Source organism: Bacillus sp. FAU18, from assembly GCF_056033885.1.
Map to the genome: position 1 here is coordinate 52,103 of NZ_JBVYHZ010000004.1, position 15,531 is coordinate 67,633.

Here is a 15,531-nt window from a genome sequence, read left to right on the forward strand (position 1 = left end):
ATTTTGTCAAAATAATTTTATTGACAACGTCTTGTTAACGTTGATATAATTTAAATTTTATTTGACAAAAATGGGCTCGTGTTGTACAATAAATGTAGTGAGGTGGATGCAATGGCGAAGACGTTGTCCGATATTAAAAGATCGCTTGATGGGAATTTAGGTAAAAGGCTGACGTTAAAAGCAAACGGTGGCCGCCGAAAAACGATTGAGCGTTCGGGCATTTTAGCTGAGACGTACCCTTCTGTTTTTGTGATACAACTAGATCAAGACGAGAACTCGTTTGAAAGAGTTTCATACAGTTATGCTGATATTTTGACTGAGACTGTTGAGCTGACATTTAATGATGACGCCGCAAGCTCAGTGGCATTTTAACGGGCAGTGAACCTTTTGTTTACTGCTTTTTGTTTTGCCCTTTTTTGGTTTCCAATAATTTTAACGAAAGTTCCATCTGATTTAACAAAAGATAAAACAGTCACATATTATCGTGACGTGCACGAATGGCTATCACTTCTAAAAAAGGGGTTGTTTCGTTTGGGCAGACGTCGTGGAGTTATGTCAGATGAGTTTAAATATGAGCTGGCTAAAGACCTTGGTTTTTATGACACAGTAAAAAATGGCGGCTGGGGCGAAATTCGGGCTCGCGATGCCGGTAACATGGTGAAGCGTGCTATTGAAATCGCCGAACAGCAAATGGCTCAGAATCAGAATAACCGATAAGGATGTGACCCGGGGGACGTGCTGTTCCCTGGTTTTTTATTTTGGATATAAATACATAATGGGCTGAATATGGATATGTTCATCCTGTACTTCAAATGTGATACAATGTTCATACTTATGTTTAGATGGAGAAGTAGGTGAAAGCTATGCGTATTTTAGAAAAAGCGCCAGCTAAGATCAATCTGTCACTTGACGTCACCCGAAAACGCCCGGATGGCTATCATGAAGTCGAAATGATCATGACGACAATTGATTTAGCTGATCGAATTGAATTGACGGAGCTGGCAGAGGATGAAGTGAGGGTTTCCTCCCACAACCGATTTGTGCCTGATGACCAAAGAAACTTAGCTTATCAGGCTGCCAAGCTGATCAAGGACAGATACAACGTGAAAAAGGGAGTTTCCATCATGATTACGAAGGTAATTCCGGTGGCTGCCGGTCTTGCCGGCGGAAGCAGTGATGCGGCGGCGACGCTCAGAGGGCTGAACAGACTGTGGAATTTAAATCTGTCTGCGGAAACGCTTGCTGAGCTTGGAGCGGAAATTGGCTCTGACGTTTCATTTTGTGTCTATGGCGGAACTGCATTAGCAACAGGGCGCGGCGAGAAAATTAAACATATCAGCACGCCTCCGCACTGCTGGGTCATTTTAGCGAAGCCGACAATCGGTGTTTCAACTGCTGAAGTGTACAGAGCGCTGAAACTGGATGGTATAGAGCATCCCGATGTACAAGGCATGATCGAGGCGATAGAAGAAAAGAGTTTTCAGAAGATGTGCAGCCGTTTAGGCAATGTGCTTGAATCTGTTACGCTCGATATGCATCCTGAAGTTGCGATGATCAAAAACCAGATGAAACGCTTTGGTGCAGATGCCGTGTTAATGAGCGGGAGCGGCCCGACAGTGTTTGGACTGGTTCAGTATGAGTCGAAGGTGCAGAGAATTTATAACGGGTTAAGAGGCTTCTGCGATCAAGTTTATGCGGTGAGAATGATCGGCGAACAGAACGCTCTTGATTAAATCCGTATGTTAAGTTATATTGATCTTAAAATATTCGGATTTTGGGGGTAAGTTCATGAAGTTTCGTCGCAGCGGCAGATTGGTGGACTTAACAAATTATTTGTTAACCCATCCGCACGAGTTAATACCGCTAACCTTTTTCTCTGAGCGGTATGAATCTGCAAAATCATCGATCAGTGAAGATTTAACAATTATTAAACAAACCTTTGAACAGCAGGGGATCGGTACTTTGCTTACTGTTCCCGGAGCTGCCGGAGGCGTTAAATATATTCCGAAAATGAAGCAGGCCGAAGCTGAAGAGTTTGTGCAGACACTTGGACAGTCGCTGGCAAATCCTGAGCGTATCCTTCCGGGCGGTTATGTATATTTAACGGATATCTTAGGAAAGCCATCTGTACTCTCCAAGGTAGGGAAGCTGTTTGCTTCCGTGTTTGCAGAGCGCGAAATTGATGTTGTCATGACCGTTGCCACGAAAGGCATCCCTCTTGCGTACGCAGCTGCAAGCTATTTGAATGTGCCTGTTGTGATCGTTCGTAAAGACAATAAGGTAACAGAGGGCTCCACAGTCAGCATTAATTACGTTTCAGGCTCCTCAAACCGCATTCAAACAATGTCACTTGCGAAAAGAAGCATGAAAACGGGTTCAAACGTACTCATTATTGATGACTTTATGAAAGCAGGCGGCACAATTAATGGTATGATTAACCTGTTGGATGAGTTTAACGCAAATGTGGCGGGAATCGGCGTCTTAGTTGAAGCCGAAGGAGTAGATGAACGTCTTGTTGATGAATATATGTCACTTCTTACTCTTTCAACCATCAACATGAAAGAGAAGTCCATTGAAATTCAGAATGGCAATTTTCTGCGTTTTTTTAAAGACAATCTTTTAAAGAATGGAGAGACAGAATCATGACAAAAGCAGTCCACACAAAACATGCCCCAGCGGCAATCGGGCCTTACTCACAAGGGATTATCGTCAACAATATGTTTTACAGCTCAGGTCAAATCCCTTTGACTCCTTCAGGCGAAATGGTGAACGGCGATATTAAGGAGCAGACTCATCAAGTATTCAGCAATTTAAAGGCGGTTCTGGAAGAAGCGGGTGCTTCTTTTGAAACAGTTGTAAAAGCAACTGTATTTATCGCGGATATGGAACAGTTTGCGGAAGTAAACGAAGTGTACGGACAATACTTTGACACTCACAAACCGGCGAGATCTTGTGTTGAAGTCGCGAGACTCCCGAAGGATGCGTTAGTCGAGATTGAAGTTATTGCACTGGTGAAATAATAAGAAAAGTGATTCTGGGAGAGCCCGGGATCACTTTTTTATTTACCTTATGCCCGAAATGAAAGCTTTATGACCTAATTGTGTAACTATATCCTATTTTTTCAAAAAATATTTTAAAAACGAGCAGGATTTCAGAAAAAATCGTGGAATTGATACACTAATGCTTTTATATAGGGAAAAGGTGGTGAACTACTGTGGAAGTTACTGACGTAAGATTACGCCGCGTGAATACCGATGGTCGCATGAGAGCGATTGCATCCATCACGCTGGATCACGAATTTGTTGTACATGATATTCGTGTGATTGATGGAAACAATGGTCTTTTCGTTGCGATGCCGAGTAAACGCACCCCTGATGGAGAGTTCCGCGATATTGCTCATCCTATTAATTCAAGCACGCGAGGAAAGATTCAAGATGCCGTGTTAAATGAGTATCATCGTCTGGGTGACACTGAAGCATTAGAATTCGAAGAAGCTGGAGCTTCTTAAAAAATAACCAAAAAGCAAGGACTGCTGAAAGGGCTGACATAAGCCTTTTGCCGGCGGTCCTTTTTTAATTCTGATTTTTCAAACTTAGTTGCACTCAATAGAAAATTCTTGCACTTCATGAAGTCTCCTTGAAATCAGAAGATATTTAGGATATATTTTTCTATGGATAAAAGGGATATTGGAGGCCAATAAATGGATAAGCGGTTTGCAGTTGTTTTAGCGGCTGGACAAGGAACGAGAATGAAATCGAAGCTTTATAAAGTCCTTCATCCAGTTTGCGGTAAGCCTATGGTAGAGCACGTCGTGGACGAAGCCTTAAAATTATCTTTATCGAAGCTTGTCACGATTGTCGGACATGGTGCGGAAGAAGTGAAAAAGCAGCTTGGTGATAAAAGCGAGTACGCGCTTCAAGCAGAACAGCTTGGCACTGCTCATGCTGTAAAACAGGCACAGCCATTTCTTGCTGACGAAAAAGGCGTCACGATTGTCATTTGCGGAGATACGCCGCTTTTGACAGCAGAGACGATGGAACAGATGCTGAAAGAACATACACAAAGAGAAGCGAAAGCTACGATTTTAACTGCGGTTGCAGAAGATCCAACCGGATACGGCCGCATTATTCGCAGCGAAAACGGAGCGGTTCAAAAAATCGTTGAGCATAAGGACGCCTCTGAAGAGGAACGTCTTGTAACTGAGATCAATACCGGTACGTATTGTTTTGACAATGAAGCGCTATTTCGGGCTATTGATCAGGTGTCTAATGATAATGCCCAAGGCGAGTATTATTTGCCGGATGTCATAGAGATTCTTAAAAATGAAGGCGAAACTGTTGCCGCTTACCAGACTGGTAATTTCCAAGAAACGCTCGGAGTTAATGATAGAGTTGCTCTTTCTCAGGCAGAACAATTTATGAAAGAGCGTATTAATAAACGGCATATGCAAAATGGCGTGACGTTGATTGACCCGATGAATACGTATATTTCTCCTGACGCTGTTATCGGAAGCGATACTGTGATTTACCCTGGAACTGTGATTAAAGGTGAGGTGCAAATCGGAGAAGATACGATTATTGGACCTCATACGGAGATTATGAATAGTGCCATTGGCAGCCGTACTGTGATTAAACAATCGGTAGTCAATCACAGTAAAGTGGGGAATGATGTAAACATAGGACCTTTTGCTCACATCAGACCTGATTCTGTCATCGGGAATGAAGTGAAGATCGGGAATTTTGTAGAAATTAAAAAGACTCAATTCGGAGACCGAAGCAAGGCATCTCATCTAAGCTATGTCGGCGATGCTGAGGTAGGCACTGATGTAAACCTGGGCTGCGGTTCAATTACTGTCAATTATGATGGAAAGAATAAGTATTTGACAAAAATTGAAGATGGCGCGTTTATCGGCTGCAATTCCAACTTGGTTGCCCCTGTCACAGTCGGAGAAGGCGCTTATGTGGCGGCAGGTTCAACTGTTACGGAAGATGTCCCTGGAAAAGCACTTGCTATTGCCAGAGCGAGACAAGTAAATAAAGACGATTATGTGAAAAATATTCATAAAAAATAATCCTAAATTCGGAGGTTTATCCATGTCTAATCAATACGGAGATAAGAATTTAAAGATTTTTTCTTTGAATTCGAATCCAGAGCTTGCAAAAGAAATCGCAGATATAGTTGGAGTTCAATTAGGGAAATGTTCTGTCACAAGATTTAGTGACGGGGAAGTCCAAATTAATATCGAAGAAAGTATTCGCGGATGTGATTGTTACATCATCCAGTCTACAAGTGACCCCGTTAACGAGCATATTATGGAACTGCTGATTATGGTAGATGCGTTAAAACGCGCTTCTGCAAAAACGATTAACATTGTTATTCCTTATTACGGTTATGCGCGTCAAGACAGAAAAGCAAGATCCCGTGAGCCAATCACAGCTAAACTTTTCGCTAACCTGCTTGAAACAGCCGGTGCGACTCGTGTGATTGCACTTGACCTGCATGCGCCGCAAATTCAAGGATTCTTTGATATACCGATTGACCACTTAATGGGTGTTCCGATTTTAGGAGAATATTTTGAAGGCAAAAATCTTGAAGATATCGTCATTGTTTCACCAGACCATGGCGGTGTGACACGTGCCCGCAAACTGGCTGACCGACTAAAAGCGCCGATTGCGATTATCGATAAACGCCGTCCGCGTCCAAACGTGGCGGAAGTCATGAATATTGTAGGTAACATTGAAGGGAAGACTGCTATCCTCATCGATGACATTATTGATACTGCAGGTACGATTACACTTGCTGCTAATGCGCTCGTTGAAAACGGAGCGAAAGAAGTATATGCATGCTGTACACACCCTGTACTATCAGGCCCTGCGGTTGAACGGATTAATAATTCAACAATTAAAGAGCTTGTTGTGACAAACAGCATCAAGCTTCCTGAAGAAAAGAAAATTGAACGCTTTAAGCAGCTTTCAGTCGGACCGCTTCTGGCCGAAGCGATTATTCGCGTTCATGAGCAGCAATCTGTCAGCTACCTTTTCAGCTAAACCGATTTTGAAAGGTTTAAACCTTTATCGTTTTGGGTATTGTTTGTAATAGGACAACTAAAACGACAATAGGATGGTGCTGAATATGGCAACTTTAACGGCAAAAGAAAGAACGGACTTTACTCGTTCGTCTCTTCGGAATATCCGTACTTCAGGACATGTTCCAGGTATCATATATGGGAAGGATACGGGCAACAAACCTGTGTCATTAGACAGTGTGGAGCTCATCAAAACGCTGAGGGACGAAGGCAAAAATGCAGTCATTACGCTTGAGGTCAGCGGAGAAAAACACTCAGTCATGGTAACAGACCTGCAGACGGATCCGCTGAAAAATGAAATCACTCATGCTGATTTTCAAGTAGTTAATATGAGTGAGGACATTGAAGTGGAAGTTCCGATTCATCTGACCGGAGAAGCCATTGGAGTGAAAAACGGAGGCGTACTGCAGCAGCCGTTATATGCACTTACTGTAAAGGCCAAGCCAAAAGCCATTCCGCAAACGATTGAGGCTGATATTTCAAGCCTCGATGTAAATGAAGTACTGACGATTGCGGATTTGCCTGCTGGCGGTGACTACTCCTTTAATCATGAATCAGATGAGGTTGTGGCTTCAATCCTTCCTCCGCAGCAGCAGGAAGCAGCTGAGGTCGATGAAGAGGAATCTGCCGATGCTCAGCCAGAAGGTGAAAACGAACAATAATAGCTTAAGGCGTAACCCTCCCGCGGTTACGTCTTTTGTGCTAGAATGAGAAGAATTATAGCCCGTTTATGAAGACGGGAGTTATGTGACTAAGGGAGGATTCGCCATGCTTGTGATTGCCGGTCTCGGAAACCCGGGGAAGAACTATGAAAATACACGGCATAATGTCGGATTTATGGTGATAGATCAGCTTGCAAAGGAATGGAATATAGAGCTGAATCAAAATAAATTTAACGGATTATACGGAACCGGATTTGTTTCCGGCAAAAAGGTTCTACTTGTAAAACCGCTTACATATATGAATTTATCAGGAGAATGTTTGCGGCCTTTAATGGACTACTATGATGTCGATAACGAAGATTTGACAGTCATTTACGACGACCTTGACCTTCCGACTGGCAAGATCCGTTTAAGAACGAAAGGAAGCGCCGGAGGGCACAATGGCATCAAATCACTGATCCAGCATCTTGGTACATCCGAGTTTGACCGTATCCGCATCGGAATCGGCCGGCCTGTAAACGGCATGAAGGTCGTTGATTATGTGTTAGGCTCCTTTACCAAGGAGGAGGCACCTGAGATCGAAGGAGCGGTTGATAAATCAGTGAAGGCTTGTGAGGCTTCTTTGAGTAAACCGTTTTTAGAAGTCATGAACGAATTTAACGCAAAGGTATAAAATGTAACAACAAAGTCCATACTACACCAAAATGACTTTTTCATCAGGAGGTCCCTTGTATGGCTTTGCATTATTATTGTCGTCATTGCGGAGTGAAAGTAGGCAGTCTCGAATCTTCAATGGTATCGACAGACTCACTTGGATTTCAGCACTTAACAAATGAGGAAAGAAACGATATGATTTCTTATAAAGAAAATGGAGATGTCCATGTTTTGACGATATGTGAAGACTGCCAAGAGGCGCTTGACCGAAATCCGCATTACCACGAAAATCACACATTTATTCAATAAAAAGCTTTGGTGTAGACACTAGACCAAAGCGTTTTTCTGTTCTCACAGGAAACAGAGAGGAGGGGCCATATGGACAACATTCAAACCTTTATAAAAGAAAGCGATGACTTTAAATCCATCATCAACGGTTTACACGAGGGCCTGAAGGAACAGCTGCTCGCGGGTCTGTCGGGTTCCGCGCGTTCTGTTTTTACTTCTGCTCTGGCTAATGAAACGAATAAGCCTATCTTTCTAATCACCCATAACTTATATCAAGCCCAGAAAGTAACAGATGATCTGACTTCACTTCTAGAGGATCGGTCTGTCCTTTTGTATCCCGTCAATGAACTCATTTCATCAGAAATCGCAGTTGCAAGCCCTGAATTGCGGGCACAGCGATTAGATGTCATTAATAGACTAACGAATGGAGAAGCGCCAATTGTCGTTGCTCCGGTAGCTGCAATCAGAAGAATGCTGCCGCCTGTAGAGGTGTGGAAAAGCAGCCAGATGCTCATTCAAGTAGGCCATGATATCGAACCTGACCAGCTTGCCTCACGGCTGGTAGAGGTAGGGTATGAGCGGTCTGATATGGTTTCTGCGCCCGGGGAATTCAGTATTCGCGGTGGAATCATTGACATTTATCCGTTGACTTCAGAGAATCCGGTGAGAATTGAACTTTTTGACACCGAGGTGGATTCAATCCGCAGCTTTAATTCAGATGATCAGCGGTCAATTGAGACCCTTACCTCGATCAATATCGGTCCCGCGAAGGAATTAATTATCAGACCGGAAGAAAAAGCGCGGGCGATGGAGAAAATCGATAGTGGTCTTGCCGCGAGCCTGAAAAAATTAAAGGCTGACAAACAAAAAGAAATACTTCATGCGAATATTTCTCACGATAAAGAACGCTTGTCTGAAGGCCAGACAGATCAGGAGCTCGTGAAGTATCTCTCATATTTCTATGAAAAGCCTGCTAGTTTACTAGATTATACACCTGATAATACACTTCTGATTTTGGATGAAGTCAGTCGGATTCATGAGATGGAAGAACAGCTTCAAAAAGAAGAAGCGGAGTTTATCACAAATCTTCTTGAGGAAGGGAAGATTTTGCATGACATTCGTTTGTCATTCAGCTTCCAAAAAATAGTGGCTGAGCAAAAACGGCCTCTGCTGTACTACTCTTTATTTTTGCGGCATGTACACCATACGAGCCCGCAAAATATCGTCAATGTGTCAGGCCGGCAAATGCAGAGTTTCCATGGCCAAATGAACGTGCTTGCGGGCGAAATGGAGCGTTTTAAAAAATCAAATTTCACTGTTGTGTTCTTAGGAGCAAACAAGGAACGTACACAGAAATTGTCATCTGTTTTGGCTGATTATGATATCGAGGCCGCCGTGACAGACAGCAAAAAAGCGCTTGTTCAGGGACAGGTCTATATCATGGAAGGCGAGCTCCAATCGGGATTTGAGCTGCCGTTAATGAAGCTTGCCGTTATCACGGAAGAAGAACTGTTCAAAAACCGTGTAAAGAAGAAGCCGCGAAAACAGAAGCTTACCAATGCAGAGCGCATCAAAAGCTATTCTGAGCTTCAAATTGGAGATTATGTCGTTCATATTAATCACGGGATCGGAAAATACCTGGGGATTGAGACTCTTGAAATCAACGGCATTCATAAAGACTATTTAAATATACATTATCAGGGAAGTGACAAGCTTTACGTCCCTGTAGAACAAATTGATCAGGTCCAAAAATATGTCGGCTCCGAAGGAAAAGAGCCAAAGCTGTATAAATTAGGCGGAAGTGAATGGAAGCGGGTCAAGAAAAAAGTAGAGACATCCGTTCAGGATATTGCTGATGACTTAATTAAGCTGTATGCCGAAAGAGAAGCGAGCAAGGGCTATGCGTTTTCTCCTGACCATGAGATGCAGCGTGAATTCGAATCGGCTTTCCCTTATCAAGAGACTGAGGATCAGCTCCGTTCTATTCACGAAATCAAAAAAGACATGGAAAGAGAACGTCCGATGGACCGCTTGCTGTGCGGAGATGTGGGCTACGGTAAAACAGAGGTTGCCATACGTGCCGCATTTAAGGCGATCGGTGACGGAAAGCAGGTAGCTCTGCTCGTTCCGACAACAATTTTGGCACAGCAGCACTATGAAACCATAAAAGAGCGCTTCCAGGACTATCCGATTAATATCGGCCTTCTCAGCAGGTTCAGAACGAGAAAAGAAGCAAACGAAACAATCAAAGGGCTGAAAAACGGAACGGTTGATATCGTCATCGGGACGCACCGGCTGCTATCAAAGGATGTCGTGTATAAAGACTTAGGGCTCCTCATCATTGATGAAGAACAGCGTTTCGGTGTAACCCATAAAGAAAAAATCAAGCAAATAAAAGCCAATGTTGATGTATTAACGTTAACAGCAACGCCGATTCCGCGTACGCTGCATATGTCGATGCTTGGCGTAAGGGACCTTTCAGTCATCGAGACTCCGCCGGAAAATCGCTTCCCCGTACAGACGTATGTTGTGGAATACAACGGCGCTCTTGTCAGAGAGGCGATTGAACGTGAGCTTGCACGCGGAGGCCAGGTCTATTTCTTGTACAACCGGGTAGAGGACATTGAGCGGAAAGCGGATGAAATTTCAATGCTAGTCCCTGACGCGAAGGTAGCATATGCGCATGGGAAAATGACAGAAAATGAATTAGAAACCGTTATGCTAAGTTTTCTTGAAGGAGAATCAGACGTTCTCGTCAGCACAACCATTATCGAAACTGGCGTGGACATCCCGAACGTCAATACGCTGATCGTATTTGACGCCGACAAGATGGGACTTTCTCAGCTTTACCAGCTGCGGGGGCGTGTCGGCCGTTCTAACCGTGTGGCGTATGCGTACTTCACGTATCGCCGTGATAAAGTGCTGACAGAAGTGGCTGAAAAAAGGCTGCAGGCTATTAAAGAATTCACAGAGCTAGGTTCCGGTTTTAAAATCGCAATGCGTGACTTAACGATTCGCGGAGCCGGAAATCTTCTTGGTGCCCAGCAGCATGGCTTCATCGATTCAGTCGGGTTTGACCTCTATTCACAAATGCTGAAGGAGGCCATTGAGGAGCGTAAAGGAGACACAGCGAAGACAGAGCAGTTTGAAACAGAAATTGATGTCGAGCTTGATGCGTATATTCCGGAAACTTATATTCAAGACGGCAAACAGAAAATTGATATGTATAAACGCTTCAGGTCTGTGGCGACAATCGAAGAGAAGAATGAGCTTCAAGATGAAATGATCGACCGCTTTGGAAACTATCCAAAAGAAGTCGAATACTTGTTTACTGTTGCAGAAATGAAGGTCTATGCGAGACAGGAACGTGTCGAGCTGATTAAGCAGGATAAAGATGCTGTCAGATTGACGATTTCTGAAGAAGCAAGTGCTGAAATTGACGGACAGAAGCTGTTTGAGCTTGGCAATCAATATGGCAGACAAATCGGACTGGGAATGGAAGGGAAAAAACTCAAAATCTCCATACAGACGAAAGGCCGTAGTGCTGATGAATGGCTCGACACCGTGCTGGGCATGCTGAAGGGCTTAAAAGATGTGAAAAAGCAAACCATTTCATCAACGTAAATTTTGTTACTCTCTGGTGTATATTACATTTGATGTGACGGATACTAATTTCAAGCGAGGCGGAAGGTACATAAAGTAACTGCTTTAGGTCTTTCCCACATGTATATACCATCAAATGAAAGAGAGGCACCAGAGATGAAAGCAACCGGTATCGTACGTCGTATTGATGACTTAGGTCGGGTCGTGATTCCTAAAGAAATTCGAAGAACTCTGAGAATCAGGGAAGGCGATCCGCTTGAGATTTTTGTAGATCGTGACGGAGAAGTGATTTTGAAAAAGTACTCTCCGATCAGTGAGCTTGGAGACTTTGCAAAGGAGTATGCAGACGCGCTTTACGACAGCCTCGGCCATTCAGTGCTGATTTGTGATCGTGATGTATATATTGCCGTGTCCGGCAGCTCCAAAAAAGATTACTTAAACAAGTCAATCAGCGAGATGCTGGAAAGAACAATGGATCAGCGCAGCTCCGTGCTTGAGAGTGATGCGAAATCAGTACAGCTTGTGAATGGAATTGATGAGGACATGAATTCTTATACTGTCGGCCCAATTGTGGCGAACGGTGATCCGATAGGTGCTGTGGTGATCTTTTCAAAAGATCAGACAATGGGCGAAGTAGAGCATAAGGCCGTTGAAACAGCAGCTGGATTTTTGGCTCGTCAAATGGAACAGTAGGTCTTATTCCTTTCTTCGAAAATAGGTATGTAAAGAACAGCTCTCCTTGGGACGCTGTTCTTTTTCATGCGTGCCGAAAAAGGAATCCAAGGGTTGGGATGTGGTATAATAACCTCGTTTTTATTTGTGCCGCGGTAATACGTGAACCGTATTGCCCCTGACGTTGGGAAGGAGCTTTTGGATGGACAATTCAATAGGCGTTAAACGGCATTGGATTTGGCAGGGGGCTTTTGTTTTAATTCTGGCAGGCGTCATCACAAAAATTTTAAGTGCCGTTTACAGAGTCCCGTTTCAAAACATTGTCGGCGATGTTGGATTTTATATATATCAGCAGGTATATCCCTTTCTTGGTATTGCGGTCATGCTGTCCACATCAGGATTTCCAGTCATTATTTCAAAGCTGATGAATGATTATAGTGAAAAAAATCATCACACCATATTAAAAATATCAGCGTTATTTTTGTCTTTAATCGGTATTTTATTATTTCTTTGTTTATATTTGGGTGCTGTTCCTATTGCACTCTTTATGGGAGATTCGCATCTAGCCGTGTTAATTCAAGTGACCGCGTACGCGTTTTTGCTGTTCCCATTTGTCGCGTTGCTTAGAGGCGGTTTTCAGGGGCGGCACGAAATGCTCCCTTCAGCCTTATCACAGATGACAGAGCAGTTTCTGCGTGTTGCGGTGCTCTTGGGTTTATCATTTTGGCTCGTGAAAAAGGGAGCCTCGCTTTATACTGCGGGAGCGGCAGCCGCTTCAGGCTCTCTTGCCGGAAGTTTGGTTGCATTGATGATACTGGGGTTTTTTTGGTTTAAAACGAAAAGAGACAACCAAACGGATAGGCAAAACGAAAATGTCATCACAACAAAAGAATTGACGAAAAAACTGCTTTTATATTCGGTTACAATTTGTGTAAGCAGTTTGCTGCTTTTGTTTATCCAGCTTGTTGATGCTTTGAATTTATATGCATTGCTTTCGGGCGGTGAGGCAAGCGAAGAAGCAAAACGCCTAAAGGGGATCTATGATAGGGGACAACCCTTGCTGCAGCTCGGTTCAATTTTCGCGGTGAGCATTGCGACGTCACTCGTCCCGTATATTTCTATGGCCGTAAAAAACAATGAGCTGAAGATCATGAAAGAAAAAATCACGTCATCTCTGAAACTATGCCTTGTGCTCGGTACGAGCGCAGCGGCTGGGTTGATTTGCATTCTAAAGCCGGTGAATATCATGCTGTTTCAAAATGGAGAAGGGACAGGTGCGTTACAAGTATTTAGCTGCTCCATTTTGTTTGCATCCTTGGCGGTAACGGCAGCGGCAGTCTTACAGGGAGCGGGGTACACAGTTTTTCCTGCGATAGCGGTGGGAGCGGGTGTTGCAGTGAAATGGGTGTTAAACACACTTTTGGTTCCGCGCTATGGGATTGAAGGCGCATCGCTTGCGACGGCGGCTTCCTTTGCGGCTGTCGCCGGCCTTAACTTGTATCAGCTTCGGCAAAAGGAATGGCTCGATAAGCTTAGAGGCGTTTTGATTCCGATTATTGGATCTGCTCTTTTGATGTCAGCTGTTTTGCTTGCGTATACGCGTCTATGGACTTTCTTGTTTCCTGCAACAGGAAGAGGAGCGGCTGTGATTGAGAGTCTTTCTGCTGTTGTCATTGGTGGCGCGGTGTTTATTTATTGTATGATGAGATTGGGAATATTTACAGATGAAGAGCTGAACAGTGTGCCATTCGGCAGCAAGTTAAGCAAATTCATGAGAAGGAGAGAACAAAATGGCGGGTAAAATTACTGTCGTCGGACTTGGTGCCGGAGACATGGACCAATTGACAATTGGTATACACAAGCTGCTGACGAAGGCAGATACGCTGTATGTCAGAACCAAGGATCATCCTTTAATTGAGGAGCTTGAAAAAGAAACGAAGAACATCCGTTTCTTTGATGATATATATGAGAAACATGATCAGTTCGAGGCGGTATATGAAGAAATTGCTGATATCCTCTTTGAAGCGGCGCGGCGTGAGGACGTGGTTTATGCTGTGCCGGGACACCCTTTTGTCGCAGAAAAAACAGTTCAGCTGCTGACGGAGCGGCAGGAAAAGGAAAACGTTCAAGTGAAAGTCGCGGGGGGACAAAGTTTCCTTGATGCCACATTCAATGCCTTGCAAATTGACCCCATTGAAGGTTTTCAATTTGTGGATGCCGGCACATTGTCCGCGGATGAGCTTGAGCTCAGACATCATCTGATCATATGTCAGGTTTACGACCAAATGACGGCTTCTGAAGTCAAGCTGACATTGATGGAGAAGCTGCCTGATGATTATGAGGTCGTCATTGTGACTGCAGCAGGCAGCCGTGGCGAGGAGATCAGGACAGTGCCATTATTTGAGCTGGACCGCAATGTCGCCTTGAACAACTTAACAAGTGTGTATATTCCGCCGATTAAAGAAGAGAAGCTGCTTTATCACGAATTCTCCACGTTCCGAAGCATCATCAGAGAGCTTCGCGGACCTAATGGATGTCCGTGGGATAAAAAGCAGACGCATCAGTCATTAAAGCAGTACATGATTGAAGAATGTTATGAGCTTCTCGAAGCTATTGACGAAGAAGACACAGACCATATGATCGAAGAGCTTGGCGACGTTTTGCTTCAGGTCTTGCTTCACGCGCAAATTGGTGAAGATGAAGGTTATTTCACAATTGATGATGTCATAAAAGGAATCAGTGAAAAAATGGTCCGAAGACATCCCCATGTGTTTAAAGATGTTAAGGTTCAGGATGAAAACGATGTTTTGGCCAATTGGGAAGATATAAAAAAGGCCGAAAAAAATACATCTGAATCATCGTTACTAGACAGTGTGCCGAAAACCCTTCCAGCTCTTTCGAAAGCTGCTAAATTGCAGAAAAAAGCAGCGAAGGTCGGTTTTGACTGGGAAGACATCAGCGATATTTGGGAAAAGGTAAGTGAGGAAATGAAAGAATTTTCTTCTGAGGTTTCTGAAGCTCCTCACGAACACAATCTTAAAGCCGAGTTTGGCGACATTTTGTTCGCGCTGGTGAATGTAGCCCGCTTTTACAAAATAGAGCCAGAGGAAGCGCTGGCCATGACTAATGACAAATTCCGGAGACGGTTCTCGTACATTGAGGAAACAGCGAAGGAAAAGGGAGTCGAGCTGGCTGATATGTCCCTCGAGGACATGGACAAACTGTGGAATGAAGCAAAAGAAACTGAGAGGAGATCATAGATATGAGATTAGATAAATTTTTGAAAGTATCACGGCTGATCAAACGGCGTACACTAGCGAAGGAAGTAGCTGACCAAGGACGAATCTCTATTAACGGAAACCAAGCTAAAGCAAGCTCTGACGTAAAACCGGGAGATGAACTAACGGTCCGCTTCGGCCAAAAGCTTGTAACGGTTCAAGTTAATGAATTGAAAGACACGACGAAAAAAGAAGAAGCTGCAAACATGTACACGATTCTAAAAGAAGAAAAACTCGGCGAATAGGCTTGTTCTAAAAAAATCCCCCACCTCATACAATGCAGTAATAA

Annotated in this window: 16 protein-coding genes; all 16 read left to right on the forward strand. The window is 43.8% G+C overall.

What is annotated here, in order from left to right; genetic code table 11:
• Positions 1–111: 111 nt before the first annotated feature.
• Positions 112–372 (forward strand): biofilm formation stimulator Veg, encoded by a 261-nt coding sequence (veg, locus tag AC0OMU_RS11280; protein WP_003218330.1) that lies wholly within the window; start codon positions 112–114, stop codon positions 370–372.
• Between the two features lie 159 nt (positions 373–531).
• Complete coding sequence (locus AC0OMU_RS11285) at positions 532–717, forward strand: small, acid-soluble spore protein, alpha/beta type (RefSeq protein ID WP_003218333.1); 186 nt, start codon at positions 532–534, stop codon at positions 715–717.
• A 146-nt stretch (positions 718–863) separates the two neighbouring features.
• A complete protein-coding gene (gene ispE, locus AC0OMU_RS11290; protein WP_003226742.1) occupies positions 864–1,733 on the forward strand; it encodes a 4-(cytidine 5'-diphospho)-2-C-methyl-D-erythritol kinase in 870 nt (289 codons plus the stop codon).
• A gap of 55 nt (positions 1,734–1,788) precedes the next feature.
• Complete coding sequence (gene purR, locus AC0OMU_RS11295; protein ID WP_003218342.1) at positions 1,789–2,646, forward strand: pur operon repressor; 858 nt, start codon at positions 1,789–1,791, stop codon at positions 2,644–2,646.
• On the forward strand, positions 2,643–3,020 hold the full coding sequence (gene ridA, locus AC0OMU_RS11300) for a 2-iminobutanoate/2-iminopropanoate deaminase (protein ID WP_003226738.1): 378 nt from the start codon (positions 2,643–2,645) through the stop codon (positions 3,018–3,020). The genes purR and ridA overlap by 4 nt, the downstream gene beginning before the upstream one ends.
• A gap of 194 nt (positions 3,021–3,214) precedes the next feature.
• Positions 3,215–3,508: a septation regulator SpoVG gene (spoVG, locus tag AC0OMU_RS11305; protein WP_003218346.1), complete on the forward strand. Its 294-nt coding sequence runs from the start codon at positions 3,215–3,217 to the stop codon at positions 3,506–3,508.
• A 192-nt stretch (positions 3,509–3,700) separates the two neighbouring features.
• Positions 3,701–5,071, forward strand: coding sequence for a bifunctional UDP-N-acetylglucosamine diphosphorylase/glucosamine-1-phosphate N-acetyltransferase GlmU (gene glmU / locus AC0OMU_RS11310; protein WP_015382564.1), 1,371 nt, complete (start codon positions 3,701–3,703; stop codon positions 5,069–5,071).
• Positions 5,072–5,093: 22 nt separating this feature from the next.
• Complete coding sequence (locus tag AC0OMU_RS11315; protein ID WP_003218353.1) at positions 5,094–6,047, forward strand: ribose-phosphate diphosphokinase; 954 nt, start codon at positions 5,094–5,096, stop codon at positions 6,045–6,047.
• 85 nt (positions 6,048–6,132) lie between these two features.
• The gene (locus AC0OMU_RS11320) at positions 6,133–6,747 is read left to right on the forward strand and encodes a 50S ribosomal protein L25/general stress protein Ctc (protein WP_003243443.1); all 615 of its coding nucleotides are present in this window, start codon (positions 6,133–6,135) and stop codon (positions 6,745–6,747) included.
• Positions 6,748–6,853: 106 nt separating this feature from the next.
• The gene (pth, locus tag AC0OMU_RS11325) at positions 6,854–7,420 is read left to right on the forward strand and encodes an aminoacyl-tRNA hydrolase (protein WP_015382565.1); all 567 of its coding nucleotides are present in this window, start codon (positions 6,854–6,856) and stop codon (positions 7,418–7,420) included.
• Between the two features lie 59 nt (positions 7,421–7,479).
• Positions 7,480–7,710, forward strand: a complete 231-nt coding sequence (fin, locus tag AC0OMU_RS11330) for an anti-sigma-F factor Fin (RefSeq protein WP_015482693.1) — start codon at positions 7,480–7,482, stop codon at positions 7,708–7,710.
• 69 nt (positions 7,711–7,779) lie between these two features.
• Positions 7,780–11,313 carry a transcription-repair coupling factor gene (gene mfd, locus AC0OMU_RS11335; RefSeq protein ID WP_014478601.1) on the forward strand — a complete coding sequence of 1,178 codons (3,534 nt, stop codon included), beginning with the start codon at positions 7,780–7,782 and terminating at the stop codon, positions 11,311–11,313.
• A gap of 135 nt (positions 11,314–11,448) precedes the next feature.
• Entirely contained in the window at positions 11,449–11,985 is a 537-nt protein-coding gene (spoVT, locus tag AC0OMU_RS11340) for a stage V sporulation protein T (RefSeq protein WP_003218365.1), read from the forward strand.
• A 181-nt stretch (positions 11,986–12,166) separates the two neighbouring features.
• Positions 12,167–13,765 carry a putative polysaccharide biosynthesis protein gene (locus AC0OMU_RS11345; RefSeq protein WP_474241192.1) on the forward strand — a complete coding sequence of 533 codons (1,599 nt, stop codon included), beginning with the start codon at positions 12,167–12,169 and terminating at the stop codon, positions 13,763–13,765.
• Positions 13,755–15,224, forward strand: coding sequence for a bifunctional methyltransferase/pyrophosphohydrolase YabN (yabN, locus tag AC0OMU_RS11350; protein WP_474241193.1), 1,470 nt, complete (start codon positions 13,755–13,757; stop codon positions 15,222–15,224). Before AC0OMU_RS11345 ends, yabN begins: the two co-directional genes overlap by 11 nt.
• A 2-nt stretch (positions 15,225–15,226) precedes the next feature.
• Positions 15,227–15,487, forward strand: a complete 261-nt coding sequence (locus AC0OMU_RS11355) for an RNA-binding S4 domain-containing protein (protein WP_003226716.1) — start codon at positions 15,227–15,229, stop codon at positions 15,485–15,487.
• The last annotated feature ends 44 nt before the right edge of the window (positions 15,488–15,531 follow it).

Bases quoted from the DNA above. Each gene is read 5' to 3' on its own strand.
- veg (WP_003218330.1), top strand. From the start codon at position 112: ATGGCGAAGACGTTGTCCGATATTAAAAGATCGCTTGATGGGAATTTA.
- ispE (WP_003226742.1), top strand. From the start codon at position 864: ATGCGTATTTTAGAAAAAGCGCCAGCTAAGATCAATCTGTCACTTGAC.
- purR (WP_003218342.1), top strand. From the start codon at position 1,789: ATGAAGTTTCGTCGCAGCGGCAGATTGGTGGACTTAACAAATTATTTG.
- ridA (WP_003226738.1), top strand. From the start codon at position 2,643: ATGACAAAAGCAGTCCACACAAAACATGCCCCAGCGGCAATCGGGCCT.
- glmU (WP_015382564.1), top strand. From the start codon at position 3,701: ATGGATAAGCGGTTTGCAGTTGTTTTAGCGGCTGGACAAGGAACGAGA.
- AC0OMU_RS11315 (WP_003218353.1), top strand. From the start codon at position 5,094: ATGTCTAATCAATACGGAGATAAGAATTTAAAGATTTTTTCTTTGAAT.
- AC0OMU_RS11320 (WP_003243443.1), top strand. From the start codon at position 6,133: ATGGCAACTTTAACGGCAAAAGAAAGAACGGACTTTACTCGTTCGTCT.
- pth (WP_015382565.1), top strand. From the start codon at position 6,854: ATGCTTGTGATTGCCGGTCTCGGAAACCCGGGGAAGAACTATGAAAAT.
- fin (WP_015482693.1), top strand. From the start codon at position 7,480: ATGGCTTTGCATTATTATTGTCGTCATTGCGGAGTGAAAGTAGGCAGT.
- mfd (WP_014478601.1), top strand. From the start codon at position 7,780: ATGGACAACATTCAAACCTTTATAAAAGAAAGCGATGACTTTAAATCC.
- spoVT (WP_003218365.1), top strand. From the start codon at position 11,449: ATGAAAGCAACCGGTATCGTACGTCGTATTGATGACTTAGGTCGGGTC.
- AC0OMU_RS11345 (WP_474241192.1), top strand. From the start codon at position 12,167: ATGGACAATTCAATAGGCGTTAAACGGCATTGGATTTGGCAGGGGGCT.
- yabN (WP_474241193.1), top strand. From the start codon at position 13,755: ATGGCGGGTAAAATTACTGTCGTCGGACTTGGTGCCGGAGACATGGAC.
- AC0OMU_RS11355 (WP_003226716.1), top strand. From the start codon at position 15,227: ATGAGATTAGATAAATTTTTGAAAGTATCACGGCTGATCAAACGGCGT.